This is a genomic window from Rothia sp. HMSC071B01 (genome assembly GCF_001808945.1).
In the GTDB taxonomy this organism is placed as follows: domain Bacteria; phylum Actinomycetota; class Actinomycetes; order Actinomycetales; family Micrococcaceae; genus Rothia.
This window is the reverse complement of sequence record NZ_KV795077.1, coordinates 104,514-120,554: the sequence shown is the minus strand read 5'-3', so window position 1 is coordinate 120,554 and position 16,041 is coordinate 104,514. Positions and strand designations below refer to the sequence as shown.

15 protein-coding genes are annotated in these 16,041 nt (G+C 60.0%); 8 read left to right on the top strand and 7 right to left on the bottom strand.

What is annotated here, in order from left to right:
• Positions 1–110: 110 nt before the first annotated feature.
• Positions 111–992, bottom strand: coding sequence for a DUF4253 domain-containing protein (locus HMPREF2527_RS08110; protein WP_070507646.1), 882 nt, complete (start codon positions 990–992; stop codon positions 111–113).
• A 261-nt stretch (positions 993–1,253) separates the two neighbouring features.
• Positions 1,254–2,219 carry a 2,3,4,5-tetrahydropyridine-2,6-dicarboxylate N-succinyltransferase gene (dapD, locus tag HMPREF2527_RS08105; protein ID WP_070507644.1) on the bottom strand — a complete coding sequence of 322 codons (966 nt, stop codon included), beginning with the start codon at positions 2,217–2,219 and terminating at the stop codon, positions 1,254–1,256.
• Between the two features lie 101 nt (positions 2,220–2,320).
• Between dapD and dapE the strand changes: the two genes are divergently transcribed.
• The 4 genes from dapE to HMPREF2527_RS08085 all read left to right on the top strand — a co-directional run bounded on the left by dapE (position 2,321) and on the right by HMPREF2527_RS08085 (position 5,967).
• Positions 2,321–3,514 (top strand): succinyl-diaminopimelate desuccinylase, encoded by a 1,194-nt coding sequence (gene dapE / locus HMPREF2527_RS08100; protein ID WP_049349379.1) that lies wholly within the window; start codon positions 2,321–2,323, stop codon positions 3,512–3,514.
• A 104-nt stretch (positions 3,515–3,618) separates the two neighbouring features.
• Complete coding sequence (locus HMPREF2527_RS08095; protein WP_070507642.1) at positions 3,619–4,020, top strand: taurine ABC transporter substrate-binding protein; 402 nt, start codon at positions 3,619–3,621, stop codon at positions 4,018–4,020.
• A gap of 5 nt (positions 4,021–4,025) precedes the next feature.
• The gene (locus HMPREF2527_RS08090; RefSeq protein WP_070507640.1) at positions 4,026–5,396 is read left to right on the top strand and encodes a hypothetical protein; all 1,371 of its coding nucleotides are present in this window, start codon (positions 4,026–4,028) and stop codon (positions 5,394–5,396) included.
• A gap of 193 nt (positions 5,397–5,589) precedes the next feature.
• The gene (locus HMPREF2527_RS08085) at positions 5,590–5,967 is read left to right on the top strand and encodes a twin-arginine translocase TatA/TatE family subunit (RefSeq protein ID WP_049349385.1); all 378 of its coding nucleotides are present in this window, start codon (positions 5,590–5,592) and stop codon (positions 5,965–5,967) included.
• 104 nt (positions 5,968–6,071) lie between these two features.
• Here HMPREF2527_RS08085 and HMPREF2527_RS08080 read toward each other — a convergent pair whose 3' ends face one another.
• The 3 genes from HMPREF2527_RS08080 to HMPREF2527_RS08070 are packed head-to-tail and all read right to left on the bottom strand — an operon-like array spanning position 6,072 to position 9,529.
• Positions 6,072–7,274: a P-loop NTPase gene (locus tag HMPREF2527_RS08080; protein ID WP_070507638.1), complete on the bottom strand. Its 1,203-nt coding sequence runs from the start codon at positions 7,272–7,274 to the stop codon at positions 6,072–6,074.
• Positions 7,264–8,208 carry a DUF1003 domain-containing protein gene (locus HMPREF2527_RS08075; protein ID WP_070507636.1) on the bottom strand — a complete coding sequence of 315 codons (945 nt, stop codon included), beginning with the start codon at positions 8,206–8,208 and terminating at the stop codon, positions 7,264–7,266. The genes HMPREF2527_RS08080 and HMPREF2527_RS08075 overlap by 11 nt, the downstream gene beginning before the upstream one ends.
• Positions 8,201–9,529, bottom strand: coding sequence for a magnesium transporter MgtE N-terminal domain-containing protein (locus tag HMPREF2527_RS08070; RefSeq protein WP_070507633.1), 1,329 nt, complete (start codon positions 9,527–9,529; stop codon positions 8,201–8,203). Before HMPREF2527_RS08070 ends, HMPREF2527_RS08075 begins: the two co-directional genes overlap by 8 nt.
• A 131-nt stretch (positions 9,530–9,660) precedes the next feature.
• Here HMPREF2527_RS08070 and HMPREF2527_RS08065 point away from each other — a divergent pair, with 131 nt between their 5' ends.
• The gene (locus tag HMPREF2527_RS08065; protein WP_070507631.1) at positions 9,661–10,680 is read left to right on the top strand and encodes a hypothetical protein; all 1,020 of its coding nucleotides are present in this window, start codon (positions 9,661–9,663) and stop codon (positions 10,678–10,680) included.
• A 147-nt stretch (positions 10,681–10,827) separates the two neighbouring features.
• Here the strand turns inward: HMPREF2527_RS08065 and HMPREF2527_RS08060 are convergent, their stop codons facing one another.
• Complete coding sequence (locus HMPREF2527_RS08060) at positions 10,828–12,357, bottom strand: aminopeptidase P family protein (protein WP_005508501.1); 1,530 nt, start codon at positions 12,355–12,357, stop codon at positions 10,828–10,830.
• A gap of 215 nt (positions 12,358–12,572) precedes the next feature.
• Between HMPREF2527_RS08060 and HMPREF2527_RS08055 the strand changes: the two genes are divergently transcribed.
• On the top strand, positions 12,573–13,541 hold the full coding sequence (locus HMPREF2527_RS08055; protein WP_083294481.1) for a PHP domain-containing protein: 969 nt from the start codon (positions 12,573–12,575) through the stop codon (positions 13,539–13,541).
• 180 nt (positions 13,542–13,721) lie between these two features.
• The gene (locus HMPREF2527_RS08050; RefSeq protein WP_246823834.1) at positions 13,722–14,549 is read left to right on the top strand and encodes an S-layer homology domain-containing protein; all 828 of its coding nucleotides are present in this window, start codon (positions 13,722–13,724) and stop codon (positions 14,547–14,549) included.
• A gap of 53 nt (positions 14,550–14,602) precedes the next feature.
• Here HMPREF2527_RS08050 and HMPREF2527_RS09915 read toward each other — a convergent pair whose 3' ends face one another.
• Positions 14,603–15,049: a hypothetical protein gene (locus HMPREF2527_RS09915; protein ID WP_246824795.1), complete on the bottom strand. Its 447-nt coding sequence runs from the start codon at positions 15,047–15,049 to the stop codon at positions 14,603–14,605.
• A gap of 129 nt (positions 15,050–15,178) precedes the next feature.
• Between HMPREF2527_RS09915 and HMPREF2527_RS08040 the strand changes: the two genes are divergently transcribed.
• Positions 15,179–16,018 (top strand): S-layer homology domain-containing protein, encoded by an 840-nt coding sequence (locus HMPREF2527_RS08040; RefSeq protein ID WP_246824794.1) that lies wholly within the window; start codon positions 15,179–15,181, stop codon positions 16,016–16,018.
• The last annotated feature ends 23 nt before the right edge of the window (positions 16,019–16,041 follow it).

Genomic DNA, 16,041 nt, shown 5'->3' with positions numbered 1-16,041 from the left:
GGGTGTAAGTACCCTCGGACACTGTGCGCTTGTGCACTCTGGTGTGAGCATGTGGGAAGCGTTCTTTAGGTGTGTCGCCACTCGCCCCCACCTCGCTGTATAGTTTGCGTCTAATCCCACCAGAAATACCACTGGCGGCTCTGGTGAATAAACTCCGTCAGCTGCTCAAAATCCTCAAACACCTGGAACGGAAGATCGGAACAGAATGCGAATTGCTCGACCGCCACCTTCTTCGCCTCGACCGGGTCTGCTACGGGGCGTTCCACCAGAAATTCCAGACAATCGGCATTGTCAAGAGCCGCCGGGATTGCGCCGTACTTTTCACGCCAATAGTGGGTGAACGCCAGCTGCGTTTCGGCGTTCGGGCAGTCATTCCAGCCGCCGAAGGGCAGGTACGCGGGAATATCGGCGGGGTCATCGGTCGGAATCTGCAGCAGGAGCATCTCGCCCTGCTCCTCATCCTGGAGCTCGTAGCAGAGTAGGGCAGAAAGAATCGGGGCGTCATCTTCGGGCTCCTCATCGGGCAGAAAATCGGAGCCCATAAACTCGTCAACAAGCTCATTGAGGTTGAAGTCGTCCGGGTCGTCTTCGCTAGTATCTTCGCCATCGTCCATAACCCGGCGCAACTGCTGAGCAATGACTGCGCTACCGTACTCTTCGGCGGAGGCGGCACCCCGGGCGGTACGGTAACGCTGCAGGACGGCACGAGTGTAGGCGCTCACCTGCTCGGGGGTCAGAGTCTCAACATCGTCAATGATGTCGTGCTCAAGGGATACCGCAATGACCATGCTTTCAAGCACCGTATCGTTCAGGTTCAGGAAGAAGGGGACGAACCCCTCCGTGCGCCCCAGCTGAGCCAACTCATCGTAACGAGCCATGGCATCAGTAGCAGGAACGCCCACCGCAATACGCTCGTGCGGGTAGGGGAAGAGGCGCGTAAAGTGCCGGTAGGTTTCGCTCATCGTCGACTCTGACTTAGTTGATTCAGGCATCTGAGTTCCTCTCTGAACTGTACAAGTGGTCAGTCATGGCGGGTACGCTGTACCCGGTACTACCAGCCTAGCGAAAGCCCAAGCATCCCGCCCTGAAAACGGTCATCGTAGCCACCGCGGATTCGCGCCCAGCCTGTGAAAGCGGCGGAAGAGAGAACACAGGGCACAGAAAAGGGGCCGGGATGCTTCACGCATCCCGACCCCGAAAGTTCACGAACCCCCAACGTTCGCAAGGGCAACCAGCGCTAGTCCAGGTACAGACTAGTTCAGGTGCAGCGCCTCGTTCAGCTCCACGGTGTTCTTCGCACGCGGCAGAACCTCAATCGCGCCGCTCAGCGAATTACGGCGGAACAGCAGGTTCGACACGCCGGACAGCTCCGCAGCCTTCACCACGCGCGCCTCCTGACCGGGCAACAGAACACTCACGCGCGACCCTGCGGTCACGTACAGGCCCGCCTCAACCACGCAGTCATCACCCAGGGCAATACCGATACCGGACTCCGCGCCCAGCAGGGAACGCTCACCAATGGATACGCGCTTCTTGCCGCCGCCGGAGAGGGTGCCCATCGTGGAGGCGCCGCCACCCACATCCGAGCCGTCGCCCACCACAACGCCCTGCGAGATACGGCCCTCAACCATGGAGGTGCCCAGGGTGCCGGCGTTGAAGTTCACGAAGCCCTCGTGCATCACGGTCGTTCCGGAGGCCAGGTGCGCACCCAGGCGCAGGCGATCGCCGTCGCCAATACGCACGCCGGCGGGAACCACGTAATCCACCAGGCGCGGGAACTTATCAATGTGGCTCACGCTCAGGTGGCCCAGCTTGCGCAGACCAATTGCGAGCTTCTGGAACTCGGCAGCGAGCACCGGGCCGTGGTTGGTCCACGCCACGTTCGCGAGGGTGCCGAACAGGCCGTCCAGGTTCAGCTCGTTGGGGCGAACCAGGGTGTGGGAGAGCAGGTGCAGACGCAGGTACGCGTCGAGTGCGTCTTCGGGTGCCTCATCCAGGTTGATGGAGGCGGTGCGCACCTCGGTGCGGGCATTGCGCGCCGGGTGCTCGGCGGCCAGTTCCTCCAGCTCGTCCGCGATGGACAGGTCGGGGGTCTGGGTGAGGGAGGGGGCGGGGAACCAGGCATCCAGGACGGTGCCGGCGTGCTCGCCAGAGACAACAACATTGACCAGTGCGACGCCGGAGGCGTAACGGGGAGTGTTTTCAGACATGCCTTCCATTATAGGTTTGGGGCTTGGCGCCCCTTCAAGACCGTCTCATATGCTCGATATGGGCGTTGTGTGCGCGGGTATGCGCACGGGGGAACCTGTAAGGTTGAAGGATGAGCGTTTCCCCGAATACTTCTGAACGTCACCCGGTTCCGGCACCGCCCCTGAATTTGGACGTGTCTATGCCCGAGCTGACGCGTGCCCTGCTGGATCTTGAGTCGGTTTCTGGTAACGAACGAACGATTGCTGATGCCGTGCACACGGCGCTGTCGTTCTGCCCCCACCTGCACCTGACCCGTGACGGGGACGCCATCATTGCCCGCACCGAATTCCCGCCGCTGCCTGGAGCTGAGGGGGAGAGTGCTGAGGGGGAGCGTACCCGCATTATCCTCGCCGGTCACCTGGATACCGTGCCCCTGCCTACCGTCGAGGGTTCCCTGGGTACTGTGCCCTCTACGGTGCGTGAAGAAGAGGACGGGTACGTGCTCTACGGCCGCGGCGCCACCGATATGAAGGGCGGCGTTGCGGTGCAGCTGAAGCTTGCCGCCGAGCTGACCGCGCAGGACACCGACTACAACCTGACCTACATCTTCTACGACAACGAAGAGGTCGCTAGCGAGCTTTCCGGCCTAGCGCGCCTGATCCGCAACCACGGTGAGCTCATCACCGACGCAGATTTCGGTGTGCTGCTCGAACCGACCAACGGCACCATTGAGGGCGGCTGCAACGGCACCATGCGTTTCTTCGTGCGCACCCGCGGCCTGGCCGCCCACTCGGGTCGCGCCTGGCGCGGTGAGAACGCGATTCACGCCCTGGCACCGGCGTTGGCGGCGCTCGCCTCCTACGAGCCGAAGACCATCGCGGTGGAGGGCCTGGACTATCGTGAGGGCCTGAATGCGGTGCAGATTTCTGGTGGCGTTGCCGGTAACGTGATTCCCGATGCGGCGGCGATGCACGTGAACTACCGATTCGCCCCGGATAAGACCCTGGATGAGGCGGTCGCCCACGTGCGTGAGGTTTTCGCCGGATACGAGCTGGATTTTGTGGACCTGTCCCCGGCGGCTCGCCCCGGCCTGGACACTCCGCTGGCGGCATCTCTGATTGAGGCGGTGGGCGAGGAGCCCCAGCCGAAGTACGGTTGGACGGATGTGGCTCGCCTGAGCGAGATTGGTATTCCCGCCGTGAACTTTGGGCCCGGTGACGCCCTGCTGGCTCACACCGATAACGAACACGTGAGCTTTAGCCAGCTGACCCGCTGCCACGCGGATTTGCGTGCCTGGCTGCTCAGCGACCGTGACGAGGACTAGCCGCGGCGCTAACTCTGTTGGTGCTGATTCTGCCGGTGCTGGCGCTACTATTTGAATTTAGGTGACCGTCAGGGGTTGACGGTCCTGCATGATATGAGATTGACATGAACTTTCTTCTGATTCTGCTTGCCCTGCTGATTTCGGGCATCGCGGTGCTCTCCGTTGTGGCGCTCGGCGGTGAGCGTGCCGTGCCCGGCGCCGCGTTCTTCAGCGGCGTGGGCCGTGACGGCCTGGGCACCTTCGACCGTGTGGAGGATTTGAGTACTTCGGTTCGTTTCTTCGGCGATCCCGAGGACGAAAAGGCGCTTGAGCCGGCATCCGGTGATGCTTCTGCCGATGCAACCGCAGAATCTGCTGATGCTAACGTCGCTGCCGCTGAGCCGGTTCGCCGCGGCGCGGTTCCCCTGTCTGATGATGCGGAGAGCACCTTGAGCGCGCATGACTTTGTGGAGAAGCGAAAGAACCCGCAGGCTGAGGGTGTTCCTTCGGTGGCTGAGGGGAGCTAGCGCCGGTGAGTGTTCCTTCTGCGCACACTAGCCCTGTTCCGCCCGCCCGCGCTAACTCCGCCGCTGACTCGGCACCTCGCACCTCCTCCGCGAAGGAAGAGCAGGGTGAGTCCTTTGACGAGCTTCTGACCTGGGCGTATACCGCCTCCGGTGAGCGCCTGCACCGGGTGGGGGAGCGTCTGCGTGCCCTGCCCGCGTGGCTGTCGGTACTGCTGATTTACGGTCTGTCCCGCGTGTGGGGCTTCATCGTGTTTGCCGTGGTCGGTCAGCAGCAGCTGCGCAGCCCGTGGGGTCAGCACCTGGATTATTTGTCGTTCATTAGCATCTGGGATGCCGGCTGGTATGAGCAGATCGCGGTACAGGGCTACCCGAGTGAGCTACCGGTGAACGCAGCGGGTGTGGTTCAGCAGAATCAGTGGGCTTTTTACCCGATTTTCCCGCAGCTTTCCGGTGCTATTAGCCATGCGACGGGCATCGGGTACTACCCGGTGGCGGCGACGGTTGCTCTGCTTGCTGGTTTTGCGGCGGCGTGGGTGATTTACCTGCTGTTTGAGGCGTCCTTGAAGGCGACCGGTTTCAAGAGCGAGGAGTCGCCTTCTGCCCTGTCCATGTGGGCTGTGGCGTTGGTGTCGTTCTTGCCGGTGGCGCCGGTGCTTCAGGTTCCGTATGCGGAGTCGCTGAACCTGGTGTTCCTTGCCGGTGCGCTGCTGTGCCTGGTTCAGGGACGCTACGGCCTGCTGGTTCCTATGGCGGCGTTGGCGTGCCTGTCCCGCCCGGTGGGTGTGCCCCTGGGTGCGGCTGCTGGCCTGTGGTGGTTTGCGTGCTGGGTGCGTTCGAGCCGCCAGTCGGGTATGGGTGCGGCGTTTGTGCGTCATCTGGGGCAGCTGGTGAGTGCCTTGGTGGTGTGTGCGTGTGCGCTGGTGTGGCCTGCGATTGCGTGGTGGGCTACGGGCCGTGTGGATGCGTACACCGCCACGGAGACGGCGTGGCGCGGCACCCATTTGGCGCCGATTCAGCCGTGGCTGTCGCAGGGTTACCTGTACTTTGGGTATGCGGCTCCGGTGCTGTTGACTCTGCTGATTTTGGGCTTTATTGCTCTGTGTCTGAGCCCTCTGGCGCGTAGGGTTTTGGCGGCTCCGCTGAACCTGTGGTGCCTGAGCTATTTTGCGTATTTGATTCTGTTTTTGAATCCGCAGTCGTCGACGTTCCGCCTGTTGTTGCCGTTGTTCCCGTTGGTGATTGTGGTGGCGGCGGCGAGCCGTTCGCGGGCGTATCGTTGGGCGTTGCTGGTGGCGGGGGCGTGTGCGCAGTGGGGCTGGGTTGGCTGGCTGTGGCATTGGAAGCAGCTGCCCGGCGGTGGAGATTATCCGCCGTAAACCGCTGATTCTTTCCAACGGGTGCTTGAGACCGCCGGTGTGCTGCCGGCGGTCTTGTGCGTTCTTAGCCGTGGGCGCAATGCCCCTCCGTAGCGCGGTAGCGTACGCCTTCTGCTTGTCCAGAGCTTAAAGACACGTCCAGAAAGCGCCGTGGGTTCGGCGGTGCTGGCTTGGAACTGATAATCTATATTCTGTGTTTGGTATTAGTGGCACCGAGTTTATTATTTTGGCCGTTATCACGTTCTTTGTGATCGGTCCCGAACGCATGCCCGAATACGCCCGCCAGATCCGTGAATTCGTCAAGACCGTGCGCCGCATGGCGTTCGACGCGAAGGACGACTTCAAGGAAGCCCTGGGCGAGACGGGTCTGGAAGATATTAACTGGCGCCAGTACGACCCCCGCCAGTACGATCCGCGCGTGATTGTGAAGCAGGCGTTCGCTGAGGATGACGCTGAGCGTGAGCGTGAGGCGAGGGAACGTGAAGAGGCGCTGCTGAAGGAGAAGGAGAAGGCTGAGAGCCGTGCTCTTCCGCGAGGCGCATACGCCCCCTTCGACGTGGACGCCACCTAAGATTTTGAAACGAAAGAACCCCGCACCGTGATGGTGCGGGGTTCTTTCTGTATCAGCTGTCTGACCGTCAGCTTCTAGATGCTTGGGCCTAGACGGCTACATCTCTAAACGAAGAGCGGCAGGCTCTGACCCGCCCTCGACTCGCCGGATTGCAACAGCTGCGAGGCGATGGACTGGATTTCTTCTGCGGTGGCGGAGTCGGGGTGACCCCACACGACGGGCATGCCATCGTCGCCGCCGGTACGCAGGTTCACATCCAGCGGGACAGAACCGAGCAGCGGTACCGGGTAGGAGAGCGCCTCCGAAAGACGCTCAGCGAGCACCTGACCGCCGCCAGAACCGAACATGTCGAGCACGGTACCGTCCGGTAGGGTCATTGCCGCCATGTTCTCCACCACGCCCACGACCTTCTGACCGGTCTGCAAGCTCAGGGTACCGGCACGCTCCGCCACATCCACCGCGGCGTGTTGCGGGGTGGAAATGAGCACCAGCTCCGCATTCGGCAACAGCTGAGCCATGGAGATGGCAATATCGCCGGTGCCGGGCGGCAAATCGAGCAGCAACACATCCAGGGCGCCGAAGTGCACATCCATGATGAACTGCTCCAGGGCACGGTGTAGCATGGGGCCGCGCCACGCCACCGGCTCGTTGCCCTTGAGGAACATGCCGATAGAAATCACGCGAATAAAGCCGCCGCTGACCTTCTGCTCACCCCAACGCTGGGCGGGGGCGGGCACATCCACGGTCGGCGGAAGAATCAGGTCATCCAGGCGGGTCGGGGCGTCGGTAATACCCAGCAGACCCGGGATGGAGAAGCCGTGCACATCCGCGTCAATAATGCCCACCGCAAGCCCGCGCGAGGCGAACGCGGCGGCAAGGTTCGCGGTCATGGAGGACTTACCCACGCCACCCTTACCGGAGACCACGCCGAACACGCGGGTCAGCGAACCGGGCGCGGTAAACGGGTTAGAACGCTCCGGCTTGAGCATCGAACGCAAGGCAGAACGCTGCTGCGGGTTCATCGCACCCACCTGCAGCTGCACACGCTCAATCCCCTCAACGGTTGCGGCGGCGTCACGAACCTGCTGCTCGATGGTGTTCTTCAGCGGGCAGCCCTCAATGGTGAGCAGCACCGTGACCTCAGCCCAGTGGCGGCCGGGAATCGGCTCACCGTGCTCATCCAGTTCAGGATGCACGAGCGCCGTCTCAACCATGCCCAGCTCCGTAATGGGGCGGCGCAGTTCGGGGTCCTCGACGCGGGCAAGCGCCGCGTAGAGGGCATCCTGCAGCGGGTTATCAGCGGTCACGGGCACCTCCCTCACGGGTGCGCTCTGCATGCTGCTGTGCTTGCTGAGATTCGCGGCTCTGAGGCTGGCTCAAATCGCCGTGACGGGAATCCTGCGCGGAGTCCTTTACAGAGTCCTTCGCGGAGCGTTCAGCCTTATCAGAGGACTTATCGGCGCCGTTATCGGCACCCGCAGACTCCTTCTTCTCAGAGTTCTGGTCCTCAGAGCCCTGCTCCTCAGCGTCCTTTTCCTCGCCCTCGGAGATATCGATATCGTCGATAGCCTCCTCCAGGTCCTCAATGTCCTCACTGATGTCCTGCAGTTGCTCGGCGTGACGCTCCTGCTCCTGCGCAATGTTCTGCAGTTCCTCAAGAATGTCACGCAGCTCGCTACGAACGAAGTCACGGGTCGCAACCTCACGCAGAGCAATACGCAGCGAAGCAATCTCGCGGGTCAGGTACTGGGTCTCCTCCAGGTTCTGCTGGTCACGCTTACGGTCCTCAGAGGCCACCACGCGGTCGCGGTCATCCTGACGGTTCTGCGCCAACAGCAGCAGGGGAGCAGCGTAAGAAGCCTGCAGGGACAGCATCAGGGTCAGCAGGGTGAAGTTCAGGCTACGCGGGTCGAACTGCATCTCCTCCGGCGCCAGGGAGTTCCAGGCAAGCCACACGCCACAGAAAATGGTCATCCACATCAGGAACTGCGGGGTACCCATGTAGCGTGCAAAGCCCTCGGTCATGCGGCCGAAAGCGTCCGGGTTGGGGCTCGAGAACAGCTTCGGCTTGCGGGTGCCAGGGGTGCTCAGCTGTGAGTCGCTACGCTGCGGGCGGGAGTCGCCGCGCTCGCGGTTGCGTTCAGCGTACTTCTTCTCCAAGCGGTCTTTGAGAATGCGCGCTTTATCGATGCGGGGGTTCTCTTCGGTACGGTTTGCGTCGCGGCGGTTCGAATCAGCCAAAGCGTCGTCCTACCTTTCGTACGGGAGTTCCATCATCGTAAGTTCGCCAGTCTTCAGGCAGGAGCGCATCGAGCACGTCGTCGATGGTCACTGCGCCTACCAGGCGGTGCGATTCGTTCACAATGGGAACGATGGTCAGGTCGTAGGTTGCCAGCACGCGTGCCAGCTCTTCCAAACTTGCCTGGTCAGAGACAGGCTCAGTATCGGTATCGAGGATGTGACCAATCGGCTCGCTCGGCGGCACACGCAGCAGTTTCTGCATGTGCACCAGGCCCAGGTACTTGCCGGTCGGGGTTTCCAGGGGCGGGCGGGTCACCATGACGGCAGCCGCCATCGCCGGAGGGATCTCCTCGGCGCGGATGTGCGCGAGCGCCTCCGCGACGGTCGCCTCGGGGGAGAGGATGATCGGCACCGGGTTCATGAGCGAACCGGCGGTACCTTCGTCGTATTCGAGAAGTCGACGCACGTCGTCTGCTTCGTCGGGTTCCATGAGTTCGAGCAGCTTTTCACGCTGGGTGTCGTCCAGTTCGATGAGCAGGTCGGCGGCGTCGTCCGGTTCCATCTCTTCGAGGACCTGCGCGGCACGCTCGTCGTCCAGGTGCGAGAGAATCTGCACCTGGTCCTCGGCGGGCAGCTCCTGCAGAACGTCCGCGAGGCGTTCATCCTGCAGCTCGGCGGCGATTTCGACCATGCGCTTATCGCTCATCTCGTGGATGGCGTCCGCAAGGTCGGCGGGCTTGGAGTTCTCATGGTTCGCCACGAACGCGGTTGCCGCCTGCGGCTCCACGTCGGTGGAGAGCAGAGCCTCGTCCCAGTCGACGATGAGGGTCTCCTTGGAGCGGCGGCGCCACGTGCTGGAGGAGGAGCTGACGCGGGAAACGAACAGTTCGGTCACGCCCCAGTCGCCGTTGCGGCGCTGCTCAATGGCGACGTCCTCAATGACGGCGTCGCCGCTGCCGTCGAGCAGACGCACGCGGCGGTCGAAGAGCTCACCGACGATGAGAGTCTCAGAGTTGCGCTGTTCGAAGCGGCGCAGGTTCACCAGGCCGGTTGAAATAATCTGGGAGGCGTCGATGCTACGCACTCGGGTCATGGGCATGAACACGCGTTTCTTGCCGAGCACCTCAACGATGATGCCGACAACAATGGGTTCGCTGCCCTTGGCGGGGCGGGCGCCCGCAATGGATGCGCCCAGGCCGCGTTTGAGCACGACGACGTCTCGGAGACGGCCGAGGCGGTCACCGAAGGGGTCAAAAACGTCGAGGCCCAAAAGGCGGGCAATGTAAATCTTGCTGGGGGTGCTGAACTTCGAATTGCTCACCTCTCTAGGGTACGCTCCGCCGCGGGGATTCGCACTTTGAGAAGCCGAAATTGAACGGGTGTTCGCTACGCCTATAGAGGAGCTAACTGCCCACCGGGTCCAGGGTTGGGGCGGGCGGTAGAATAGAAGCCATGACTTCTAACCTGCCGAATATTCCCTCGACCCCGACTTCTTCTTTCGTTGCCTCGCGCCTGGCGCAGGCTCAAGGCAAGCCCCTGCCCGCCGGTGAGGCGATCGCCTCCTTCGTGCGTCACGATGATGCGCTCGCCGCCTTTGACGTGCTCAGCGAGCAGGATTACCCGGTCACGGCGCTGTACCTGGTCAATGACGGTATCCGCCAGGTGGAGTACCCGGTACCGTTGCCGTATGGCCGTATCTTGACTTTTGCAGCGCTTCGAGGGGCAGGATTCGGTGCGTTTTTTGCACTGCTGGTTATAGCCTCGACTAATGACTCCTCTGCGTTTGAGGTAATAAAGTATGTGCTGCTGTCGATGGCTATGTTTGTGCTCTGGCAGATGTTCGTTTTGCGTCGCTCTCATGGGAGCCGCCATCCGATGCGTGCCGAATCAATTCCCTCGCGTACCGTGATGTACGCTCTGCCGGAGTACGCTCAGGATGCGCGCCGCGTGCTGGGTGCGCATCCTCGCTTTTCGGCGGCGGTTGCGGCTGCTCGTGCGGCGGCTGCCCCGGAGGCTTCGCAGGCTCGTGCGGCTCAGAGCACCGTCTCGATGAATGGTGCACCGGTTCCGACCGGTGCGCCGAAGGCTCCTTCGTACCGTGCGCAGGCGGGTAGCCAGCCGGCGCCGAACCAGAACCTGCCCGAGCGTGATGCGACCGCGCAGAACGCGGTGGCTCAGAGCGCGGCGCAGAACATGCCCGCGCCCACCCAGCCTACGCAGACCGTTCAGCCCGCTCAGCCTTCTCAGCCTGCTATCCAGGAGCCGGCAACCACTGAACCGGCGACCGCCCTGAAGTCGGATGCACAGAAGTCGGAGCCGCAGAAGCGCCCGGCACAGCGGTACGGTCTGCGCGTGGACGACCCGGAAGAATACGCGAAGCTGATTCAGCCCAAGCCGCAGCGTCCGACCCCGCGCCCGCAGGGCCTGCACGATAAGTCCTCGCACGATAACTCCTCGCAGGACTCCGAATAACCGAACCTGCAATGGCGGTAGCCACCCACAACGGCGGGAAACCGGCATAGAAGACAGCACTTAGAAGACACGCGAAAGCCCCTCACCGAACGAATCGGTGAGGGGCTTTCCCTATAAAACGTTACTAACGTAACTGGGAGCTAGACGTTACTTCGCCAGCTTCGCCATCCACTCCTCAATGCCCTCAACGGTGCGGGGCAGTGCAGCGGAGAGGTTCACGTTGCCGTCCTCGGTGCAGAGCACGTCGTCCTCCAGGCGGATACCGATACCGCGGTACTCCTCGGGAACCGACAGGTCCTCGTCCTTGAAGTACAGGGCCGGCTCAATGGTGAAGACCATGCCCGGCTCCAGCTCAGCCCACATGTACAGCTCAGCCTTTGCCTGCGCGCAGTCGTGCACGTCCAGACCCAGGTGGTGGCTGGTGCCGTGCGGCATCCAGCGGCGGTGCTGACCGCCCTCAACGGTGAGCGAAACATCAGCGGAAACCGGCAGCAGGCCCCACTCTTCCAGACGGTGCGCCAGAACGTTCATGGCAGCTTCGTGAATCTCGTAGAACTTGGTACCCGGCTTAGCCACAGCGAATGCGGCGTCAGCGGCATCCAGCACAGCGTTGTAGACCTTCGCCTGAACCTCGGTGAACTTACCGTTCACGGGGAAGGTGCGGGTCACGTCTGCGGTGTACAGGGTGTCGTCCTCAACGCCTGCGTCCAGCAGCAGCAGCTTGCCGTCATCGACGGTGCCGTTGTTACGGATCCAGTGCAGGATGGTTGCGTTGTTACCGCACGCTGCGATGGTGTCGTAGCCCAGGTCGTTACCGTCGGTACGTGCCACGGAGAAGAACGCAGTCTCAACGACGCGCTCACCGCGGTGGTGCTCCTTAGCCTTCGGCAGTGCACGAATGACCTCTTCGAAGCCCTTGACGGTCATGTCAACGGAACGCTGCAGGTTCTCAACCTCGATAGCGTCCTTAATCAGGCGAGCCTCGGAGAGAGCCACAGCCAGCTCGGAGTCCAGCTTGTCAGCCTGCTCCAGCTCCACGCCGGTGTTGTAGCGGGAGGTGTCAACCAGCGCGTCAACAGCCGGGTCAACGTTGCGGACCAGGCGGATGTTCACGCCGCCCAGGCCCTGGTTACCGGCGTTCTTGGTGATAGCAACCTCAAGCTCGGACAGGTCGCGGGTACGCAGACCGAAGCGCTCGGAGAATTCCTTCAGGGTGGGGCGGGGACCAACCCAGAACTCGCCGTAGCGTGCATCCGCGTAGAACTCGGTGGTGTCGCGGCCAGCCAGCGGGCGGAAGTACAGGGTGACCTCGTGGTTGGAGCCGTTGTCGCCGGTACCCTCTTCGACGGGCTCGAAGATCAGCACGGCGTCAGGCTCGTGGTCGATGCCCAGGCCGGTCTGGTGCGCAAACGCCGAGTGGGGGCGGAAGCGGTAGTCGCAGTCGTTGGAGCGGACCTTCAGCGGGCCTGCAGGCAGGACGAGGCGCTCGCCGGGGAATGCCTTGGAGATCTTGGCGCGGCGCTCAGCTGCGTAGTCTGCTACGGGCTCGCGGGTGTAGCCGTCATCTTCGGCCTTGGCCCAGTCCTTAGCAATGAATTCGGTGAACGCAGACGCCTTAGGGGTGCTGCGGTGGTCGTTCTTCTGAGCTTCGGTGCTCTTCTCGTTGTTCTCAGTCATGGGTTAATCATATCTCCTTCACCACAGGTGGGCAGGTGTTTTAGCGCTTTTGACCATAAGAGGGGCGCGGTGGGGCAGAATATATCTTTGACTTGCGACCGGGTGCCTGATATTGCGCCGCCGATATTGGTAGGGTTGAATCAGAAGAGTAGATGACATACCTTAAAACCCCGCTGAGGTGGCGACGAACTAGCAGGGGCGGGGAAGGAGAGAATATGACGCAGACAGAACACCGAAATAGTGCACCTAATGCGCAGCAGGCACTGCAGCCCGCTGAATCGGGTGCGCCTGAAAATCTGAACCGTGCCGGGCGTTACGATTTGCATATTCACTCCGCTATTTCTGACGGCACGCAGAGTCTGACCGAGCTGGTGCCGCTGATTGCTCGCGCCGGGTTGGCTGGGTTTGCGCTGACTGATCACGATACGACGGCTGGTTGGGCGCAGGCGGCTCAGCTGGCGGATGAGCACGGTCTGGATTTTCTGCCGGGTGCAGAGTTCTCTTGCCGTTACCGGTACACCGACGGTGAGGGCCGCGCACGCACGAAGACTATTCATCTGCTCGCTTATGGTTTTGATTCGGTGGGTTCGGAGTTGGCGTGCCGTGTGGAGGCGATTCGTGCCAGCCGTGAGGGCCGTGCGCAGGCTATTGTGGGCCGTCTTGCCGCTGACTACCCGCTGACCTGGGATGACGTGTTGGCGCAGGTGGGGGAGGGGAACACGGCGGTGGGCCGCCCCCATATTGCTGATGCGCTGGTTGCTGCCGGTGTGGTTACTGACCGTTCTGAGGCTTTCGCGAAGCTGCTGTACACGGGCAGCCCCTACTATGTGCCGCAGGATGCGCTGGACCCGTTGGAGGCGGTGCGTCTGGTGCGTGAGGCTGGGGGCGTGCCGGTGATTGCGCATCCGATGAGTACGATGCGTGGACCCGCGTTGAGCCTGGAGTACCTGGGTTTGATGGTGGATGCTGGCCTGGCGGGCGTGGAGGTGTATCACCGTGAGAACTCCCCGGAGGACCGGGCGCGTCTGCTGGAGTTCATTGAGCGTCAGCGTGCGGCGGGCCGTGAGGTGCTGGTGACGGGTTCGAGTGATTATCACGGTGCGGGTAAGCCGAACCTGCTGGGTGAGAATACGACGGATGCGGTGACGGTGGCGCGTATCCGCGAGCAGCTGGCGGCCCAGTAGTAAGACGAAAGAGTGTGGGGCGGGTTCCCGGTAAAGGAACCCGCCCCACACTCTTTTGTTTTCACCTCATTGCATATTCTCTAAATCTCTACCTGAAGGTTAGGATTTTTGATACGCTGAGAACGTTCTACTCATGAGGGTGCACAAAGATTGTGCCTCCCCTCTTATTTTGAAGGAGCTATGATGCTTCGACAATTATTCGCCCGTCCTACGAAGCGGGCTATCCAGGCTGGCGGCACGGTACTGCTGGCTGGCGCCATGGTGTGCGGCAGTGTTCCGGCGTATGCCACCGGGCATTTGAAGCCTCACGAGGTGACCCCTATTGTGCAACCGGACGAACCGGCAGTGACCTGTAACGACCGCGCAGAATATGAGTATTATCGGCAAGATGGCGAGTTGGGGCGTCGCGTTATCTTTAGTTGGGCACAGTGTGTTGGTCTGATTTCTGAGCGTCAGAAGTACAAAATGGTCAAGAAAGATAGTGTTATTTCTCGCGGCCAGTTTGTGGAGTATCTATACCGTCTGTCAGGTTCTCCCGAAGTGAAGAATCTTCCGGCTCAGTCTCCGTATGGTGATATTAAGACTGATGATCCGCGTTTTCCCGTGGTGATGTGGGCTCGTCAGCGGGGCATTACCTGGGGTTGGAGTGATGGGAATTTCCATTACGATACCCCTGCTAGTGAGGCTGCTACTGCCTTGATGGTGTATCGATTGGCGGGTAGTCCAAACGTAACGGTAGAAGTAGACGATCCTAATGCCTATTTCCTATATACTCCTTGGAAGGAAAAATGGCCGAATATGCCCTATAATTCGGAGCTTCATAAGGCATACACCTGGTTATACTATGGTCTTCAGAATCCAAATAATAAAGATTCTGTCGAGAACGTATCGTATCGACAGCATGGTATCGTATCACCTAATGATGAATTTGAGTGGTTGACTTACGCTACGTATGAGCAGGCCTTTGAAGTGATTCGTCTGGCAGATAAATCTTTCAAATTTAAATAAGAAACGTATCCCCGCTTATGTATCAATACATAAGCGGGGATATGTTTATGAATTTATTCCACAACTATATATTCTTTTTTATTGGAAGTTCCCACTGGAGTCTCAGTAGATTTATAGACATACTGATTAATTTCAATCTTGTAGGGTGGGTTCAGGGAATTTTTAATAGAAAACTTCCATTTATCGTTCAGAACCTTGGGTTTAGGTTTGTTATTGTCTTCGTAGTCCATGTGGCATTCGTCGTATGCGTTTGCTCCAATAATATTCAAACGCCTAACACTACCTTCAAGATAGAAGCCCCACAGTGAAGCAAGGATTGTTTCTAGGGGTACTTCTTTGCTTGGCCCGTAGGGGTTGTCTGAGCGTACTCCTGTAAAGGTGCAGTCGCTAGCCCATGAGCTGATATACCAGTTTGCTGCCTCGTGGTTATGTGCTGGCTTTGAGACTGCGTCATGCCAGCTGGAGGATTCACCGATACAGCCCTCATATTTATATAACACTCTTTTACTTTCGTATCATTACATGTTCCCTAAATCTCTACCTGAAGGTTAGGATTTTTGATACGCTGAGAACGTTCTACTCATTGGGGTGCACAAAGATTGTGCCTCCCCTCTGTTCGTGAAGGAGCTATGATGCTTCGACAATTATTTGCTCGCCCTACGAGGCGGGTTATCCAGGCTGGTGGCACGGTACTGTTGGCTGGTGCCATGGTGTGCGGTAGCGTGCCGGCATATTCTCTTGGTGTTCTGAAACCTCGCCAAGTGACCCCTATTGTGCAGCCCAATGAACCGGCGGTGACCTGTAACGACCGCGCAATCTACGAATATAAGTACCTTCCGAATGCTTATGTGACTTACGGTCGCAAGATTATCTACGACTGGGCTGAGTGCGTTGGTCTAATTTCTGAATACCAGAAGTATCAGCTAATCGAAGAAAACACCGTAATTTCCCGTGGGCAGTTTGTGGAGTATTTGTATCGCCTGTCGGGTTCTCCTGAGGTGAAGAATCTTCCGGCTCAGTCTCCGTATGGCGATATCAAGACGGATGATCCGCGTTTTCCTGTGGTGATGTGGGCTCGTCAGCGGGGCATTACCTGGGGTTGGAGTGATGGGAATTTCCATTACGATGCCCCCGCGAATGAAACGACGACAGTAATCATGGCATACCGCCTAGCTGGTAGTCCGGCGGTCAAGCTACCCGATATGAATCCTCCGAATGAGGAAGAGCCCTGGACCAAGCGGAACCCCAACCTTCCTTACGGCTCAGAGTTGCATCGGGCCTATGTTTGGTTGAAATACACTGGAGCCGGCTCTGATAAGAAGTACACTGGCTTCCACGAATCGATTAGACACCATGACGTAGCGAGCATGGACTATGAAGGTCGACGAGTGAGCCAATGGACTTTCCAAGCAACATATGAACAGGCTTTTGAAGTATTGCGCATGGCAGATACTCGAGGTGCATTCTAAAAACATTTATAAAGAGAAGGCAC

What these genes read in the sequence shown, in the direction of transcription:
- HMPREF2527_RS08060 (WP_005508501.1), bottom strand. Translation starts at nt 12,357, where the DNA reads ATGACTGAGAACAACGAGAAGAGCACCGAAGCTCAGAAGAACGACCAC.
- HMPREF2527_RS08050 (WP_246823834.1), top strand. Translation starts at nt 13,722, where the DNA reads ATGATGCTTCGACAATTATTCGCCCGTCCTACGAAGCGGGCTATCCAG.
- HMPREF2527_RS08065 (WP_070507631.1), top strand. Translation starts at nt 9,661, where the DNA reads ATGACTTCTAACCTGCCGAATATTCCCTCGACCCCGACTTCTTCTTTC.
- HMPREF2527_RS08110 (WP_070507646.1), bottom strand. Translation starts at nt 992, where the DNA reads ATGCCTGAATCAACTAAGTCAGAGTCGACGATGAGCGAAACCTACCGG.
- HMPREF2527_RS08055 (WP_083294481.1), top strand. Translation starts at nt 12,573, where the DNA reads ATGACGCAGACAGAACACCGAAATAGTGCACCTAATGCGCAGCAGGCA.
- dapD (WP_070507644.1), bottom strand. Translation starts at nt 2,219, where the DNA reads ATGGAAGGCATGTCTGAAAACACTCCCCGTTACGCCTCCGGCGTCGCA.
- HMPREF2527_RS08095 (WP_070507642.1), top strand. Translation starts at nt 3,619, where the DNA reads ATGAACTTTCTTCTGATTCTGCTTGCCCTGCTGATTTCGGGCATCGCG.
- HMPREF2527_RS08040 (WP_246824794.1), top strand. Translation starts at nt 15,179, where the DNA reads ATGATGCTTCGACAATTATTTGCTCGCCCTACGAGGCGGGTTATCCAG.
- dapE (WP_049349379.1), top strand. Translation starts at nt 2,321, where the DNA reads ATGAGCGTTTCCCCGAATACTTCTGAACGTCACCCGGTTCCGGCACCG.